Below are 14684 nucleotides of genomic sequence, written 5' to 3' on the forward strand. Positions count from 1 at the left end.
CCCCGCGTTCTCGCTGCTGACGGCTGTCCACATTCGCCGCCGACACCGCCGTTACGGAACCGGACGCATCCACTCACATGATGATCTGCGTGCGTCCGGTCCATACGATGACGCAGGTTGCCGGCTGACTGAACAGGGATGGTGGGGCAGTGAGCGGAACATCTGCGGCGGATGGCGTACTCGTGACGGAGTTGGCGCGCACGATGCTGGAGCGCGTCGTCGCGGTCGAGACCGACCAGGCCGCAGCGCGGGTGATCTTCCCCCAGCAGGCCGAGGCGTACCTCGCCGACCCGGCACGGGCGCTCGCCGGGCGGGACCGGCGCGGGCGGCCGCTGGAGTTCGGCCTCACCGGCGTGGAGGTCCTGCTGGTCCCGGTGCTGATGGAGGCCGCCGTGGAGGTCCTCGGCTACCTCACCGGCCACGCCCTGCTGCGCGGCGGTGCCGCCTCCGCCGCGGTGCTGCGGCGGCTGTTCGGCCGACCGGCCGTTGCCCCAGCCGACGCCCCGACCGACCCGGAGCCGGAACCGGAGCCCGTGCTCACCCCGGCGCAGTGGGCCGAGGTGGCGCGGATCGTGGAGTCCGTGCTGGTCCGGCACGCCAGGATGACACCGGAGCGGGCCGAACGGCTCGCCATCGCCGTCGTCGGCGCGGGCGTGCTGGGCAAGGGCGACCATGGCCCGCGGTGACTCCGCCCGCGTGCCGTCGGGTACGGACACCCGGTTCCTGCTGCTGGTCATGGCGGTCCTCGCGTCGAGCATCGGCGCGTTCTACTTCGCCTACGCGTCGATCCCGGCGAAGGCGGACGTGATGGGCACCACCGCCCCGTGCGTGCAGTCCTACAACCGCGAGATCGAGAACGTTCCCACCAGCCTGTGGTTCCAGACCAACGTGACCGGTCCGGCACTCGGCCGGGCGACCGCCTGCATGCAGCCCGCCTACCAGGACAGGACCGCGTGGATCAGCAGCGGGATCGCCGTCGAGTGCCTGATCGCCGTGCTGCTCTACCTGCTGCACCCGTGGCTGATCATCCGCCGGCGGCGGTTGCGCCCCCTCGCCACCGCCGAGGCCGCCGACCTGATCCGCGACCTCGACGCCCTGGCCCACGGGATGGGGCTGCACCGGGCGCCGGTCTGGATGGTGGACCCCTACGTCGGCACCGCCGGGGCGCAGGCGTTCGGACTGCCGTGGCGGTACCGGGTGAGCCTCGACGCAGGTCTGATCATGCGGTACGGCGTCGACCCGCCCGTCGCGCAGGCCGTCGTCCTCCACGAGCTCGCCCATATCCGCAACCGCGATGTCGGCCGGACCTACCTCACCATCGCGGTGTGGCGCACCTTCCTGACGGTGCCCCTGACGCTCCTCATCGCCCTCACCGTCCATCCAGGACTCCTCTCGACACCGACGCGATGGGAGCCGCAGCGCAGCGCGGAACGCTGGCTCATCGACGGCGGCAACGCGGTCGCGATCCTCGCCCTCGGAATCGTCGTCTACCTCGCCCGCAACGGCATCCTGCGCACCAGGGAGCTCTACGCGGACGCCCTCGCCGCCCGCCAACCGTCGGGCCAGGCGCTGCGCGCCGTCGTCGGATCGCTGCCCTGGCCGCCGCCGAGCACGCCCACGTGGCTGAAGCGCGCCGCCCGGGTGGGTACGCACCCGCCGCCCGCCACCCGCCTCGCCACCATGGACGATCCGACGCGCCTGGCACGCGTCAGCCCCTGGGAGTTCGCCGGCGTCGGCTTCACCGCCAGCCTCGCCACCCAGAACTTCGACACCCTCTCCGTCGCGCTCTCCCGCAGCGCCAACCTCGCCTCGGTGCTGGGAGCGCTGCCCGCCGGTCTCCTGATCGCCGGCTACCTGGCGCTGACGGTCTGGCGCGCGGTCACCGCCGATCCGCGTCACCGCCCCGGGCGGCGAGCCTGGCTGGGCGCGCTGGCCGCGATGACCGCGGGGGTGGCTGCGGCGATACCTCTGACCCTCTTCGCCAGCATCGCCACGGGGCCCAACTACCTCTCGCCGGCCGTTCTCGGCTCGGCGATGCTCGTCCTGCTCCTGGGAATGACCGCGCTGACGGCATGGCTCTTCTCGGCCATGACGGCGGCAGCAGGTTCGGGCACCGGCGCCCGCGGCCGCCGGGCCGTCAGCGGCGTCGCCGTGGTGACCGGTGCCGCGCTCTTCACCATCTGGCACTGGGCCTTCTACACCGGATCGATCTCCGCCGCCACGTGGGGCGCCATCGAGTCGCCCGGAGCCGACATCGGCTGGTACGCCGCGGTGGCCAAGGCCACCGGCGTCGTCTACCTGCCGTTGCTCTACCTCGCGCAGAACCCGCTTCTCATCCCCGCGCTGGGGTCGCTGTGGCTCGTCCCGTTCGTCATGGTCGGCCGGCGGGGACCCCGGCAGGACGAACCCGGGATCCCGACCGGCCGCAACCCCTTCGGCAGGGCCATGCTGGTCGGCTCCGTCGCGGCGCTGGCAGCGCTCCTCGTCAGCACCGTGCTGCCCTTCCTGGCAAAACGGCTGCTGCCCGAATCGGTGCGCCTTGAAGGCGACGTCCCAGCACAGCTGATCACGGACAGCGGGACGTTCAACGTCGTCCAGATCAACGTCCACGCGGCACTCTTCGTGCTCGCCGCCGCCGTCGCCGTGGCCGTGGTCACCGCCGGCAGCTCGCGGCTGCGCCCCGCGCTGGCGGCTCTGACCGTCAGCACCGTCGCGCTCATCGGCGCCTGCGGCTGGTACCTCGTCTCGACCGTGTCGAGCTGCATCGATCTCACCGGAGAGTTCGGCTGCGCCGTCCCGCCGATCCGCCCGCATGTGCTCGGCGGCTACGTCCACAACCAGCTCCTGCGCGGCATCATCGTCGCGGTGCCGGCGGTCCTGATCGGGCTGGCTGTCCGCAGGCGGCGACGCCGACCCGCCACGGCGGAAGGACCCCTGGGCCGGGCCACCGCAGTCGCCGCGGGCCTGGTCGCGGTCGCGCTCGCCGCGGCCGCCGTCGCCACGGCGAGCCTCAACATCAGCCTGTGGCTGCCGCAGCCCGTACCCGCCGCGGTGGCGAACAGCTCGGACCCGCAGAAGTGCGTCGTGGGCACCTGGCAGGAGGAGGAGTGGGCGAACCCGGTCCCGGTGCCACAACTCGGGACCGTGGTGTTCCAGACCAGCGGAGGCCGAGCCACCTACGGCGACGGCGTCGTCACCTACGACTTCACCGGCCGGCGTTACCTGCCCGCCACGGTCAACGGCCGTCGTGTCGAGCGGGCCAAGACCGGATCGGTCACTCAACGCTACTCCGCGGATTATTCCGTCATCCACGAATACCTGGAGCCGGATTCGCAGGCCACCGGCCTGACAACCACCACTGTTCACGGTTTCGATCAACTCGTCGAACCGAACGGGAATTTCAACGACGTCTACGCTTACACGTGCCTCGGCGACACGATGCGCCAGTTCGGCCTCGGCTTCGACGTCACCTACACGCGCGTGGCATGACGGCCGGTGCCGGTGCGGCTCGACGGCCGGACCGGCACCGGTGCGCATTACGGGCAGACCGGTGGGCGGGACCCGATCCAGACTTTCACGGCCGTGCCCGGCGGATAGACCCCGGCTCCCGGCACCTGCGACACCACCAGGCCGAGGTTGTTGCAGGTCGCGTCGACCTGCTCCGCGACCGTGCCGACGACGTAGCCCGCGACCCGAAGCGTGTCCCGCGCCTCGGCAAGGGTCATCCCCCGCACGTCGGGCACCCGTGCCGCGTTGCTGCCCGGATCGTTGCCCGCGAACGGTTTGCGGGGCGCCATCGGCAGCAGCGCCTCCAGCCGCTGGTCGGTGCCGAGGCTCGCCGGGTAGGCCTCGCCGAGGAACTGCCCGCCGTTGAGGAACCACACCGCGACCTGCCCGCTGGTGTGCCGCCAGACGAAGTCGGCCCGGCTGTCGCCGTTGACGTCGCTGAGCCCCGCGAACGCCCACGCGGCGTCCGGCAGCGCACCGTTGTTCTGATAGGTCGGCCGGGCGCTGCCGGTCTTGAGCCACACGATCAGCTCGAAGGTGGTCGCCGAGCGCCACACCAGGTCGGCGAACCCGTCGCCGTCCACGTCGCCGACTCCGACGAGCCGCCACGGCCCCTGCGGATCCTGCGTCCAGTAGATGGTGTTGCCGGTGCGCTGCGCCCCCGCCATCAGCCAGGCCGAGACCTGCCCGGTGGCGGCATTGCTCCACACGATGTCCGCGTGGCCGTCGCGGTCGACATCGCCGATGCCCTTGACCTGCCACTCCGGCTCGACCGGCTGCCCCGGCCAGCTCCAGCCCGGCGACCCGCGCCGCAGCTCCCGCCCGGCGAACCACAGCTCCAGCGCACCATCGGACAGCCGCCACAGCACGTCGTCGGTGCCGTCGGCGTCGAAGTCGCCGATGCCCGCGAGCACCGCGCCGGGCAGCGATTTCTGTTGCTCGACGGTGCCGTTGTCGACGAACGCGTCGCCGGTGAGGAACGCCAGCGAGATCATGGTCCCCGACCGCAGCACGAGATCGCTGTCACCGTCCCCGTCGAGGTCGCCGGAGCCGAGCACCTCGCGCCCGCCGAGCGACGCCGCGGTCCGCTGCCCGGCCAGCCCGCCGTCCTGGCCCACCCGCCACACCGTCTCCGCGGTCCGGTCGCTCTTCCTGACCAGCATGTGGGTACGCCGGGGAAGCTGACCGGCACCGTAGGCCATCCCGTCCACGCTCGCGTCGCACCGGCCGTCGCCGTTGGTGTCGGCGAGGGTGACGGCGGACCGCCGCCGGGTGGAGGTGTTGAGGTAGACCCAGCGCCCGGCGAGGCTGGACTGCGCCCACCAGGTCGCTCCGGTGGCGAGGAACCGGTCGGCCCGGCCGTCGCCGTCGAAGTCGCAGTAACCGGTCTCGTCATAGGTGTTCAGATCGAAGGTGTTGTCCCACGTGCGGAGGTTGTCGCCGTCGGTCTGGTCGACCGCCGGGGGATCCACGCCCGGCTCGGCGGCGAAGACGTTGTGCGCCACGTCGGCCCGGATCGACGGCTTCCCGCGCAGGCGGAAGCCCACCCCCCGGGTGTAGAGCACGGTGTTGTAGCGGAGGTCCAGGTACTCCCCCGCCGGACCGCACCAGAATTCGATGAGCCAGCAGTCCTCCCGCCCGTGCATGTCGATCTGGTGCGTCTGGTTGTACCAGGAGTTGTCGCCGCCGCCGGTGAGGATCAGGTTGCGGTAGGCGAGGAACCCGGTCCCCGGTCGGCCGTCACCGGCGATGGCGTGCCGGTTGCTGTCGAAGACGTTGCGCTCGATGAGGGCGTAAGCGCCGTTGGAGACGACCACGCCGTAGCCGTTCTCGTGGAACTGCTGGTTGTGGTGGATGTAGTTGTCGCGTACGCGCACGGTGGAGGCGTTCTCGCCGAGGCTGATCCGGCCGCCGGTGTCGCGTACCTCGACCCCGGCGCCCCGCCAGCCGTAGATCTCGTTGTCGTGGATCTCCACCTCCCGGCTGGAGCTGACGACGATGCCGTCGGAGTCCGCCACCTCGCTCGCGGCGGGATCGGTTCCCTGCCCGCCGTCCAGGCGGATCCCGGTGATGCGGACTCCGTCGCTCGGCGCGGTCTCCCCGTCCGCGCCGATCAGCAGCAGCTTGCGCGGGAAGCCGGTGGTGAAGACGCGCGGGCCGCGCGGAAAGGCGGTCCGGTCGCCGATGATCTGCACACCGGGCGCCACACGGATCGACGCCAGCCCGGTGAGGTCGAGATCGACATCTCCGGCGATCAGGACCCGGGCGTTCGCAACGCCCACCGCCTGCTGGAACAGCTGCTTCTGGTCGTTGGCGAAGATGTGCACGACCGGCTTGCCGTCGTGGGGCGGCAGCGGCACCGTCACGGCGGCGGTGGCGGTCTTCGAGGTGTTCTGCATGCGGGCGGTCAGCGTCCAGGTGCTGTCGCCCCACGGCGTCACGGTCCGGCTGCCGGTGCTGGCGACCGCCTCGGGGTAGCCGAAGCCGTGGCCGGTGATCTCATGAACGATTCCGGGGCAGTCGGACGTGACCCGCCACGACACGGTGACGCTCTGGCCGGGGCCGACCGTCGACGACGACACGGTCAGCCCCACCGTCGCGTTGCCGATGCAGAACAACGGGTCCGGCTCGTCGGCGAAGGCCGCCGGCGCCGGGGCCAGGGAGGCTGCGGTCAGCACCGACAGGAACACGATCACGGCCTGGAGGATCGGCCGATGTAAGGACACGGGAACTCCTTCCTCAGGTGCGAGGCGAACTGCCCCGCACCTCGAGTGCGTTCCACCCCGTTCCACGCCGTGACACCGCAGGCGAGTTAGGCTCACCACCCGACCCGGGCAGCCGAGCAGTGGAGTGTGACCGTGATCCAGGCCGCCGACCTTCTCCGCGAGCTGGTCCGCATCCCCAGCGTCGGCGGCACGCCGGACGAGGCCGGCATCCAGGCGTACCTGGCGGATCTTCTGCGCGACAGCGGCCTGGAGGTGGACCACTGGCGGCTCCCACTGGCGGAGCTGACCGCCGAGCCGGACTTCCCCGGCATGGAGGCCGAGCGCACCGAATCGTGGGGCCTGGTCGCCCGCCTGCCCGGAACGGGCGGCGGGCGCAGCATCATGTTCAACGGACACGTCGACGTGGTCCCGCCCGGTGACCTGGACGCCTGGCACGGCGACCCCTACAGCGGGGCCCTCCACGGCGACCTGCTCTTCGGCCGAGGTGCTTGCGACATGAAGGGCGGCCTGGTCTCGGCGCTGCTCGCGGTCCTGGAGCTGCGCAAGGCGCGCCCGCGCGGCGACGTGCTGATCGCCTGCGTCGTCGGCGAGGAGGACGGCGGCCTGGGCACCTACGGCCTGCTGCGACGCGGCTGGCGGGCCGACGCCTGCGTCATCCCCGAACCTACCGGCCTCGCCGTGGTCCCCGCCAACGCCGGGGCCCTCACCTTCCGCCTTCGGGTGCCCGGCCTCGCCGCTCACGCGGCCCGCCGCGGCAGCGGGGTCAGCGCGATCGAGAAGTTCCTGCCGGTCTTCGCCGCGCTGCGGGAGCTGGAGGCACGCCGCTGCGCGGAGGTGGATCCGCTGATGCGGCGCTGGGACATCGCCTACCCGATCGAGATCGGCATGGTCCGGGCCGGGGACTGGGCATCGTCGGTGCCCGGCGAGCTCGTCGCCGAGGGCCGGCTCGGTGTCGCCCTCGACGAGTCGCCCGCCGCGGCGCAGGCGGCGCTGGAGGCGGCCGTCGCCACCGCCTGCGCCGCCGATCCATGGCTCGCCGACCACCCGATCACCGTCGAGTGGTGGGGCGGCCAGTTCGTGCCCGCCCGCAACGGCGACGCGGAGCTGGTGCAGCGGCTGGTCCGGGCGACCGGCGGGCAGCCCGAGCTGTGGGGCGCGCCCTACGGCAGCGACCTGCGGCTGCTCGCGGCGGCCGGGATCCCGACCGTCCAATATGGTCCCGGCGACATCGACCTGGCGCACGCGCCCAACGAGCACGTCCGCATCTCCGAGGTCGTCACGGCGACGGCGACGCTGGTCCGGCTCGCGGCCGACCACTGCGGCTGATCGACTTCGGGTTCCCGGATAGTAGGGTGGCGCAATGGGGTCCAAGGCCGGGGAATTGGCGCGGGAGCAGGCGTACTTCGACCTGGCCCACAAACAGCGTGAGCAGTCCCGGGCCGCGCTCGACGAGGCCACCCGGGCCGCCGCCCACGGAGGTGCCGCCGCCGGCATCCGCCGGGACGCGAGCGCGTTGCAGTCACAGCTCGGCTCCCCCGGCGACCAGGTCGCGTTCGGCCGCTTCGACCACGAGGACGGCGAGCGGTGGTATGTCGGCAGCCACCTCATCCTCGATGACGAGAAGAACGTCCTGGTCATCAACTGGAAGCTGCCCGCCGCCGCGCCCTTTTACAAGGCCAGCCACCGCGACCCGCTCGGCGTCACCCTCAAACGCACCTTCGAGTGCACCGGCAACACCATCGACGACTTCGTCGACGTGCTCTTCTCCCAGGTCGCCCTGGACGGCGACGGCCCCGACGGCAGCCTGCTGCGCGAGCTGAGCCGCAGCCGCACCGGGCACCTGCGCTCCATCGTCGCCACGATCCAGGCCGCGCAATATGACCTGATCCGGGCACCGCTGGACCAGGTCCTCGTCATCGAGGGCGGCCCGGGCACCGGCAAGACCGCGATCGCGCTGCACCGGGTCACCTGGCTGCTCTACAACCACCCCGACCGGCTGCGGGCCGCCGACATCCTGGTCGTGGGCCCGAACCCCACGTTCACGCACTACATCCGGACCGTCCTGCCCGCCCTCGGCGAGCAGGAGGTGCTCCAGCGCGACATCAGCCTGCTCGCGCCCGATGTCCGGCGGGGACGCCCGGAAGCACTGGCCGTCGCCCGGATCAAGGGCGACGCCGGGATGGCCACGGTCCTCGCCCGCGCCCTGCGGTCCCGGGTCGGCTCCCCCGAATCGGCCGAACGGCTCCAGATCGGCAGCAGCTTCCTCACCCTGCCCGGCGCCGATGTCGCGCAGGCCGTCGTGTCCTGCAAGAACACCCCCGGCCCGTACGCGCAGCGGCGCGCCCGGCTCCGCGACCTGATCATTCGGCTGGTCGAGGAACGGGGCGGGCACCTGACCGGTGGCAACCCCAGCCTGGACAACCTCGTCGAGCGCCTCTGGCCGCAGCTCACACCGCAATCGTTGCTCAGCAGCCTCTTCGGCTCCCGCGACCGCCTCCTCGCCGCCGCCGGTGACGACTACTCGGCCGAGGAGATCATGCTGCTGCGCCGCCGCTCCGCCGACCGCCTCTCCGAGGAGGTCTGGAGCCGCGACGACCTGCCGCTGCTCGACGAGGCCGCCTTCCTCATCAACGGGCAGCCCGAACGCTTCGCCCACATCGTCGTCGACGAGGCGCAGGACCTCTCCCCGATGCAGCTGCGGTCCATCGCGCGACGCTCGTCGACCGGATCGCTCACGGTCGTCGGCGACATCGCGCAGTCCACCGGGGTCTGGGCCCGTGACGCCTGGGACGACGTGCTCGCCAGCCTCCCCGAGACGCTGCCCGCCTCGGTGCAGAGCCTGCGCTACGGCTACCGGGTGCCGCGCCAGCTCTACGAGTTCGCGGCCCAGCTCCTGCCGATCGCCGCCCCCGGCGTCACGCCGCCCGTCGTCGTCCGCGACGGCCCGGCGCTGCCCGGCATCCACCGTGTCGACCCCGACGAACGCGCGGGCCGGGCGGTCTCGCTCGCCCTCGCGCACAGCGAGGAGTTCCGCTTCGTCGGGATCATCTGCACCGGGGAGAGCCGCGTCGAGGTCGAGACGGCGCTCGCCGCCAACGGGGTGGTCTGGAGCAGCGCCGACCGCGGCGAACTCGGCCGGGCCATCAACCTGGTCAGTCCGCACGAGGCGAAAGGGCTGGAGTTCGACGCCGTCATCGTGGTCGAGCCCGAGGAGATCGTCGCCGACGACGAGCGCGGACACCGTCTGCTCTACGTCGCATTGACCCGGACGGTCGGCTACCTCGACATCGTGTGCGTCGGCGATCCGCTGCCGCTGCGCCCGGTGACGCCCGGCACCGAGCCGGAGACCGAGACGCCGTTCGACCCGGCGCTCATCGAGAAGGTGGCCGCGGCGATCGCGCTGCGCATCCGCGCCCAGGTGCCGCCGGCGCAGCACGACGACGTCCTCGCCGAGCTGCGCCGACTGCTCCAGGAGTAAACCGCCCTACCTGCTGTTGAGGATCGCGTCGCTGCGCAGCCGGCTGCCGACGGTGTAGTCCACCACCAGTCCCTGCACCGCGGCCGCCGTCGCGCTCGCCTTGAACGCGACGCCGAGCTCCTTGGCGAGAAGCACCGTCTGCGGCTTGGAGAGCTTGAGGTCCTTCAGGTACTGGACCGCGGAGGCGCGGTCGGTGAACTTCGCCAGGTCGGCGGCGATCAGGTTCGCCGGCACCGGCAGCTCGACCGGCGCCGCCGCCTTCGCGGGGGCGGCTCCGGTGATGCGGGCGCCCTTCGGCAGGACCTCCAACTTGGCCTCGCCGCTGAGCAGCGCCTCGTACTTCTCGGGGGTGAGCTTCTTGAGGAACTCCCCGATCCGCTGCAGCATGTCGTACGTCCGGTCGACCGGCTCGGTCATGTCCGCTCCTCATACCCTGATCTTGGCGATGAACTCATTGGTGAGCTGCTGCAGATCGTAGTGAACGTTCTCGTTCGTCTGCGCGCCGAGGACCGCTGGGACGCCGTGCTCGCCGGAGTCGGCGAAGACACTCTTGCTCTCCCGCAACATGCTCTGGAACACCGGCACCTCGGTCGCACCGGCCTGGTCGATGAACTGCCGCAGCTTCGTCATGATCCCCGGACCCGCGTACTGGATCATCGTGAAGACCACGCCCAGGATCACCGGGTTGATCGCCCTGGCCCCGTCCGGGCCGACCACACCGTTGAACTCCTCGACCAGCTTCGACAGCCGACGGCGCAAGTAGTCGATACCCAGAGTCGAAAGGTAGTCCGCCTTCGCGGGGATGAGCACGTAGTCGCTCGCCACCACTGCGGTCCGGGTGATCAGGTTGAAGTTCGGCGGGCAGTCGATCAGCGTGATGTCGTAGTCGCGGAACGCCTGCTCAGAGAACGCGTCCGTGAGGAGCCGGTGCAGGCGTAGGTAGTCAGGGTGCATCGCCTGGTGCCGCGCCCCGCCGACGACCGCCGCCAGATCCATGTCGACGTCGACCAGGCGCAGGTCCGATGCGATCAGATCGAGGCGGCCACCACGCCCGCGCAACCTCTCGTTGACGGCAGGCGGCGTCGTGATGAACGGCGACAGCTCCTTCACCGAATAGGAGTAGCTGAAGGAGTCGTACCAATGCATGATCGTCCGCGCGGGCGCCAGATCCGCGGCCCACTCGTCCGGCGAGTAGAACGAGAACGTCAGGCTGGACTGCGGGTCCAGATCGATCAGCAGCACTTTCCATCCTCGATGGGCGAGATCCGCGCCGAGGTTGGCGGTGACGGTCGTCTTACCCACGCCACCCTTGTAGTTGAGGACCGAGACAACACTCACGGCGACCAGCCTGTCACGAACCGTGGGGTCGGCGCCTCCCCCAACCGGCGGCTACAGCCCCCACGGCGGCGGTCAGGAGATCGCCATCGGGCCGGTCGTGCCGGTGACCCGCCAGCCGCCCGCGCCGGAGTCGTTGTGCACGGTGTAGGTCAGCCACGTCGCGCCGAGGCAGGCCACATAGCCGTAGACGCCGACCGTCACGTCGTTGTCATCGCCGTCGACCGGGCCGAGGTTCACCAGGATCCCGCCGTCCTTGACCTGCTCACAGCCGTCCTTCTTCACGATCACCGTGGCGCGGTCGGCGATGAACCTGATCACGTGGAGGTCGGCCAGCGCAGCGACGACCTCGCGTTGCGTGGACTCGGCGATCGGCTCGCCACCGGTCTTGGGCGCGACCGGGTCCGCCGCACCGGGAACGGCCCGGTCCAGGACGTAGACCGCGGCGATGGAGCCCGCCGGGAAGGAGTTCTCGCCGGGAGCCGACAGGTAGCGGCGCAGGACCTGCGCGTAGACCTCCGCCTCCTTCGCCCCGGCCGGCCAGTCACCGGCGGCGGCGGGCGGCTCCGCAGCGTTGCCCACGGCCGTCACGCGAGCACAACCGGCTCCCGTCGCGGCGAGGACGACGGCGGCGAACACGGAGAGCACGGCGCGCATGAGAGGTCCCTTCACCGATCAGATGTCCACCCTCCGACGCCTGCGGCGCCCGGGCGGTTCCCGCTCGGTCATCGGTCGTTGCGGAGGATCCGCTCCTTCTGCGCCCGGTACTCCTCGTCTGTGAGCGCACCGCTCATCCGGAGCTGGTGCAGCTTCTCCAGCAGCACCACCGGATCGTCGCTCTCCTTCTGCGCCCCGACCTCGCGGCCGACCTTCTTCGCGAGACTCGAATCGCGGATGTTGCCGAGCACGATCGCGACGATGACCAGCACGATCACGACGGGGAGGATGGCTTCCACAACGCGAGATCATAGGAGCGGCGGTCAACACCGCATGTCCCTCAAGGTCGGATGTGCGACCAGACCTGGGAATGCCACCACGATCAACTTAACCTTTCGGCCATGAACTACTCACCGCTGCCCCGCGCGCTCGCCGACGCCGATCACCCGCACTCGCCGAACCATCGCGGACAGCACGCCCGCGTCGGGCGCCGAGGACTGGCCGTGGCGGGACTGCTCGCCTTCGCCCTCCTCGCGACCGGTGCCTGCGGCAAGAAGGACGGTGGCGCCCCGCAGGCCGACGCCACGGTCGGCACCACCCTCGACGAGACCCCCACCGCGAGCGCCCAGGCCACGGCCGGTTCCAGCGCCGCCCCGAAGCCGTCCGCGACGAGCGGGGGCGGCGGCCAGCAGCCGGTCAGCTATCCGTCCACCGCCAAGGAGTACGGGCTCGCGACCCTGGCGGCATGGGCGACCGGGAGCAGGTCCCGCCTCGACCTCTACGCCACCCAGCCTGCGGTGGCGCAGTTCGAGGGGCACGGCAAGCCGAACAGCCAGTGGACCACCCTGAGCTGCGAGGCGGCGGGCTCGGGCTTCACGGCCTGCAACTACCGCAACGCCCACGGCGACGACGCCCGGCTGACGATGATGAAATCGCAGCTGGGCCACCCGACCGCCACCACCGACGTGTTCGTCAACAGGACCGACTACGCGACCGACGCGGCCGGCTATGTCAGCTACTTCATGGCCGCCTGGGGCGACGACAACCGGCAGCGGATGGCCCGCTTCTCCAGTACCTCGATCGCCGAGAAGTTCTACGGCAAGACACCGCCGACCGGCAGCCAGACCAACGCCACCCAGTCCGGGGGTACGTGGACGGTGGAGGTGACCGGGCTGCCGGTCGGCTCCGGCACCTGGACGTTCACCGTCAGCAACTCCAAGCTCGGCGGCGGCAACGCCATCACCGGCGTCAAGACGAGCTGACCGGCGCAGAAAGCGGCGCCCGGCGGACCCGCGTCCGCCGGGCGCCGCTGTCGTCGCACCGGCGGCGGTTGGCGTACGCGGCTATGGTGTTGATCGTGGACGCACTGACGAGCCGGATCACGGCGCTGTGGGCGCACCCCCGGGTGGGGCGCGATCCGGAACTCGCGCTCGGCGACGCCGCCCGCGACTGGCTCGCGGCGACCGGGCAGCCCGCGTTCGCGGCGGCGCTCGCGTTCGAGCGGGAGGCGGGCGGGCTGATCCTCGGCCGGCTGCGGCTCGGGTTGCGGACCAGCGCCGAGATCCCCGCGGCATGGGAGGTGGCCCGCGCCGGCGACCCGCCCCATCCCGGCCTCGTCCACATCGGATACGCCGACTATCTGGTGCTGTGGATCGGCGAGGACGGGCGGATCTGGGCCGAGCCCGACTTCGAGGACGCGACGCCGGCCGCCGACTCCTGGGTGGCCTACGTCGAGGGCGCGCTCGCCGAGGCGCCGCCGGCTCAGGCGGCGTAGCGCCAGAGGTCGCGCATCATCTGCGGCGGGGTCGGTCCGGCCATCCCCACCTGGGTGAGCAGGATCGACACCGTCGCGGTGGCGGGGATGACGTGCGCTGCCGTGCCGGTGCCGCCGACCCAGCCGTAGCGGCCGGGAACATTCCACTCGTCGATCGGCTCGACGTCGACCGAGCCGCCGAATCCCCAGCCCTGACCCTCGATGAAGAGCCCGCTCGCCTCGCGCTGGGCCCGGGTCAGGTGGTCGGTGCCCATCAGCCGCACCGACTCGGCCGACAGCAGCCGGCGCCCCGACGCGGAGCTGCCCTCGGCGAGCAGCATCCGGCCGAAGGCCAGCCAGTCGTCCGCGGTGCTGACCAGCCCGCCGGCACCGGAGGGGAAAGCGGGCATGCTGCTCCACTGCCCGTCCGGCGTGTCGGCGAGCTCCAGGCCGCCGTCGGGGGTCGGCGTGTAGTAACTGGTGAAGCGGTCGAGGTCGCGGGCGGGGACGGCGAAGCCGGTGTCGCGCATGCCGAGCGGTTCGAAGATCCGCTCAGCGAGGAACTCCGGCAGCGGGCGGCCGCAGGCGCGGGCGATGAGGACGCCCTGGATGTCGGAGCAGGTGTTGTAGAGCCAGGCTTCGCCCGGCTGGTGCAGCAGCGGCACGCCGCCCAGCGCCGCCATCCACTCGTCGGGGGCGGCGACGGCGTGCGGCACGGGCGGCCCCTGCCGCAGCTCGCTGAAGAGCAGCCCGACGGCCGGGAGGGTGAAGTCGGACGGGAAGCCCCAACCGGCCCGGAACGTCAGCAGGTCGAAGACGGTGATCGGCCTCGCGGCCGCGACGAGGTCGGTGGCGGGGCTCTGCGGGGTGCGCACGACGCTGGGCTCAGCGATCTCGGGGAGCCATGTCGCGACCGGCGCGTCCAGGGCGAGGACGCCGTCGTCGACGAGCATCATGACGGCGGCTGCGATGATCGGCTTGGTGGTGGAGGCGATCCGGAAGATCGAGTCGCGGGCCATGGGCGCCGTGCCCTCGACATCGACGGAGCCCGCCACCGCCAGCTCGATCTCGTCGCCGCGCGCGACGAGGGCGACCGCACCGGGAACCGGGCCGGCCTTCACATGGCTGTCGAGGATGTGGCGCAGATCGGTCATGACTCACCTCTCGGGCATGGGTTCACGCCGAGACTATCGGGGTGGAGTGACACCCGCAGGGGAACCGCCCGGCA

The 14684-nt window shown here is 71.5% G+C and carries 12 protein-coding genes; 6 read left to right on the top strand and 6 right to left on the bottom strand.

The annotated features are described in order from the left end of the window. Positions 1-149 precede the first annotated feature (149 nt). Both F4553_RS04680 and F4553_RS04685 read left to right on the top strand, forming a co-directional pair. Positions 150-686, top strand: coding sequence for a hypothetical protein (locus tag F4553_RS04680; protein ID WP_184832488.1), 537 nt, complete (start codon positions 150-152; stop codon positions 684-686). Further along, a complete protein-coding gene (locus tag F4553_RS04685) occupies positions 673-3489 on the top strand; it encodes a M48 family metalloprotease (protein ID WP_184832496.1) in 2817 nt (938 codons plus the stop codon). The genes F4553_RS04680 and F4553_RS04685 overlap by 14 nt, the downstream gene beginning before the upstream one ends. 47 nt (positions 3490-3536) lie before the next feature. On the opposite strand, the gene F4553_RS04690 is transcribed toward F4553_RS04685, so the two are convergent. Further along, positions 3537-6233 (bottom strand): FG-GAP-like repeat-containing protein, encoded by a 2697-nt coding sequence (locus tag F4553_RS04690; protein WP_184832498.1) that lies wholly within the window; start codon positions 6231-6233, stop codon positions 3537-3539. 126 nt (positions 6234-6359) lie between these two features. Between F4553_RS04690 and F4553_RS04695 the strand changes: the two genes are divergently transcribed. Both F4553_RS04695 and F4553_RS04700 read left to right on the top strand, forming a co-directional pair. Then, positions 6360-7559 carry an ArgE/DapE family deacylase gene (locus tag F4553_RS04695; protein WP_184832500.1) on the top strand — a complete coding sequence of 400 codons (1200 nt, stop codon included), beginning with the start codon at positions 6360-6362 and terminating at the stop codon, positions 7557-7559. Positions 7560-7593: 34 nt separating this feature from the next. Continuing rightward, entirely contained in the window at positions 7594-9711 is a 2118-nt protein-coding gene (locus F4553_RS04700; RefSeq protein WP_184832502.1) for a HelD family protein, read from the top strand. A 6-nt stretch (positions 9712-9717) separates the two neighbouring features. On the opposite strand, the gene F4553_RS04705 is transcribed toward F4553_RS04700, so the two are convergent. The 4 genes from F4553_RS04705 to F4553_RS42240 form a co-directional block, all read right to left on the bottom strand. Then, entirely contained in the window at positions 9718-10128 is a 411-nt protein-coding gene (locus F4553_RS04705; protein ID WP_184832504.1) for a hypothetical protein, read from the bottom strand. 9 nt (positions 10129-10137) lie between these two features. Further along, a complete protein-coding gene (locus tag F4553_RS04710) occupies positions 10138-11049 on the bottom strand; it encodes a ParA family protein (RefSeq protein WP_184832506.1) in 912 nt (303 codons plus the stop codon). A 72-nt stretch (positions 11050-11121) separates the two neighbouring features. After that, the gene (locus F4553_RS04715; RefSeq protein WP_184832508.1) at positions 11122-11703 is read right to left on the bottom strand and encodes a hypothetical protein; all 582 of its coding nucleotides are present in this window, start codon (positions 11701-11703) and stop codon (positions 11122-11124) included. Positions 11704-11771: 68 nt separating this feature from the next. After that, positions 11772-12002 carry an SHOCT domain-containing protein gene (locus F4553_RS42240; protein WP_184832510.1) on the bottom strand — a complete coding sequence of 77 codons (231 nt, stop codon included), beginning with the start codon at positions 12000-12002 and terminating at the stop codon, positions 11772-11774. Positions 12003-12104: 102 nt separating this feature from the next. On the opposite strand from F4553_RS42240, the gene F4553_RS04725 reads away from it, so the two are divergent. Further along, entirely contained in the window at positions 12105-12965 is an 861-nt protein-coding gene (locus tag F4553_RS04725; protein WP_184832512.1) for a hypothetical protein, read from the top strand. Positions 12966-13060: 95 nt separating this feature from the next. Beyond that, positions 13061-13477 (top strand): hypothetical protein, encoded by a 417-nt coding sequence (locus F4553_RS04730; RefSeq protein ID WP_184832514.1) that lies wholly within the window; start codon positions 13061-13063, stop codon positions 13475-13477. Here the strand turns inward: F4553_RS04730 and F4553_RS04735 are convergent. Then, entirely contained in the window at positions 13465-14610 is a 1146-nt protein-coding gene (locus tag F4553_RS04735; protein ID WP_184832516.1) for a serine hydrolase domain-containing protein, read from the bottom strand. The genes F4553_RS04730 and F4553_RS04735 overlap by 13 nt on opposite strands. Positions 14611-14684: the final 74 nt, after the last annotated feature.

The organism is Allocatelliglobosispora scoriae, assembly GCF_014204945.1.
GTDB lineage: Bacteria > Actinomycetota > Actinomycetes > Mycobacteriales > Micromonosporaceae > Allocatelliglobosispora > Allocatelliglobosispora scoriae.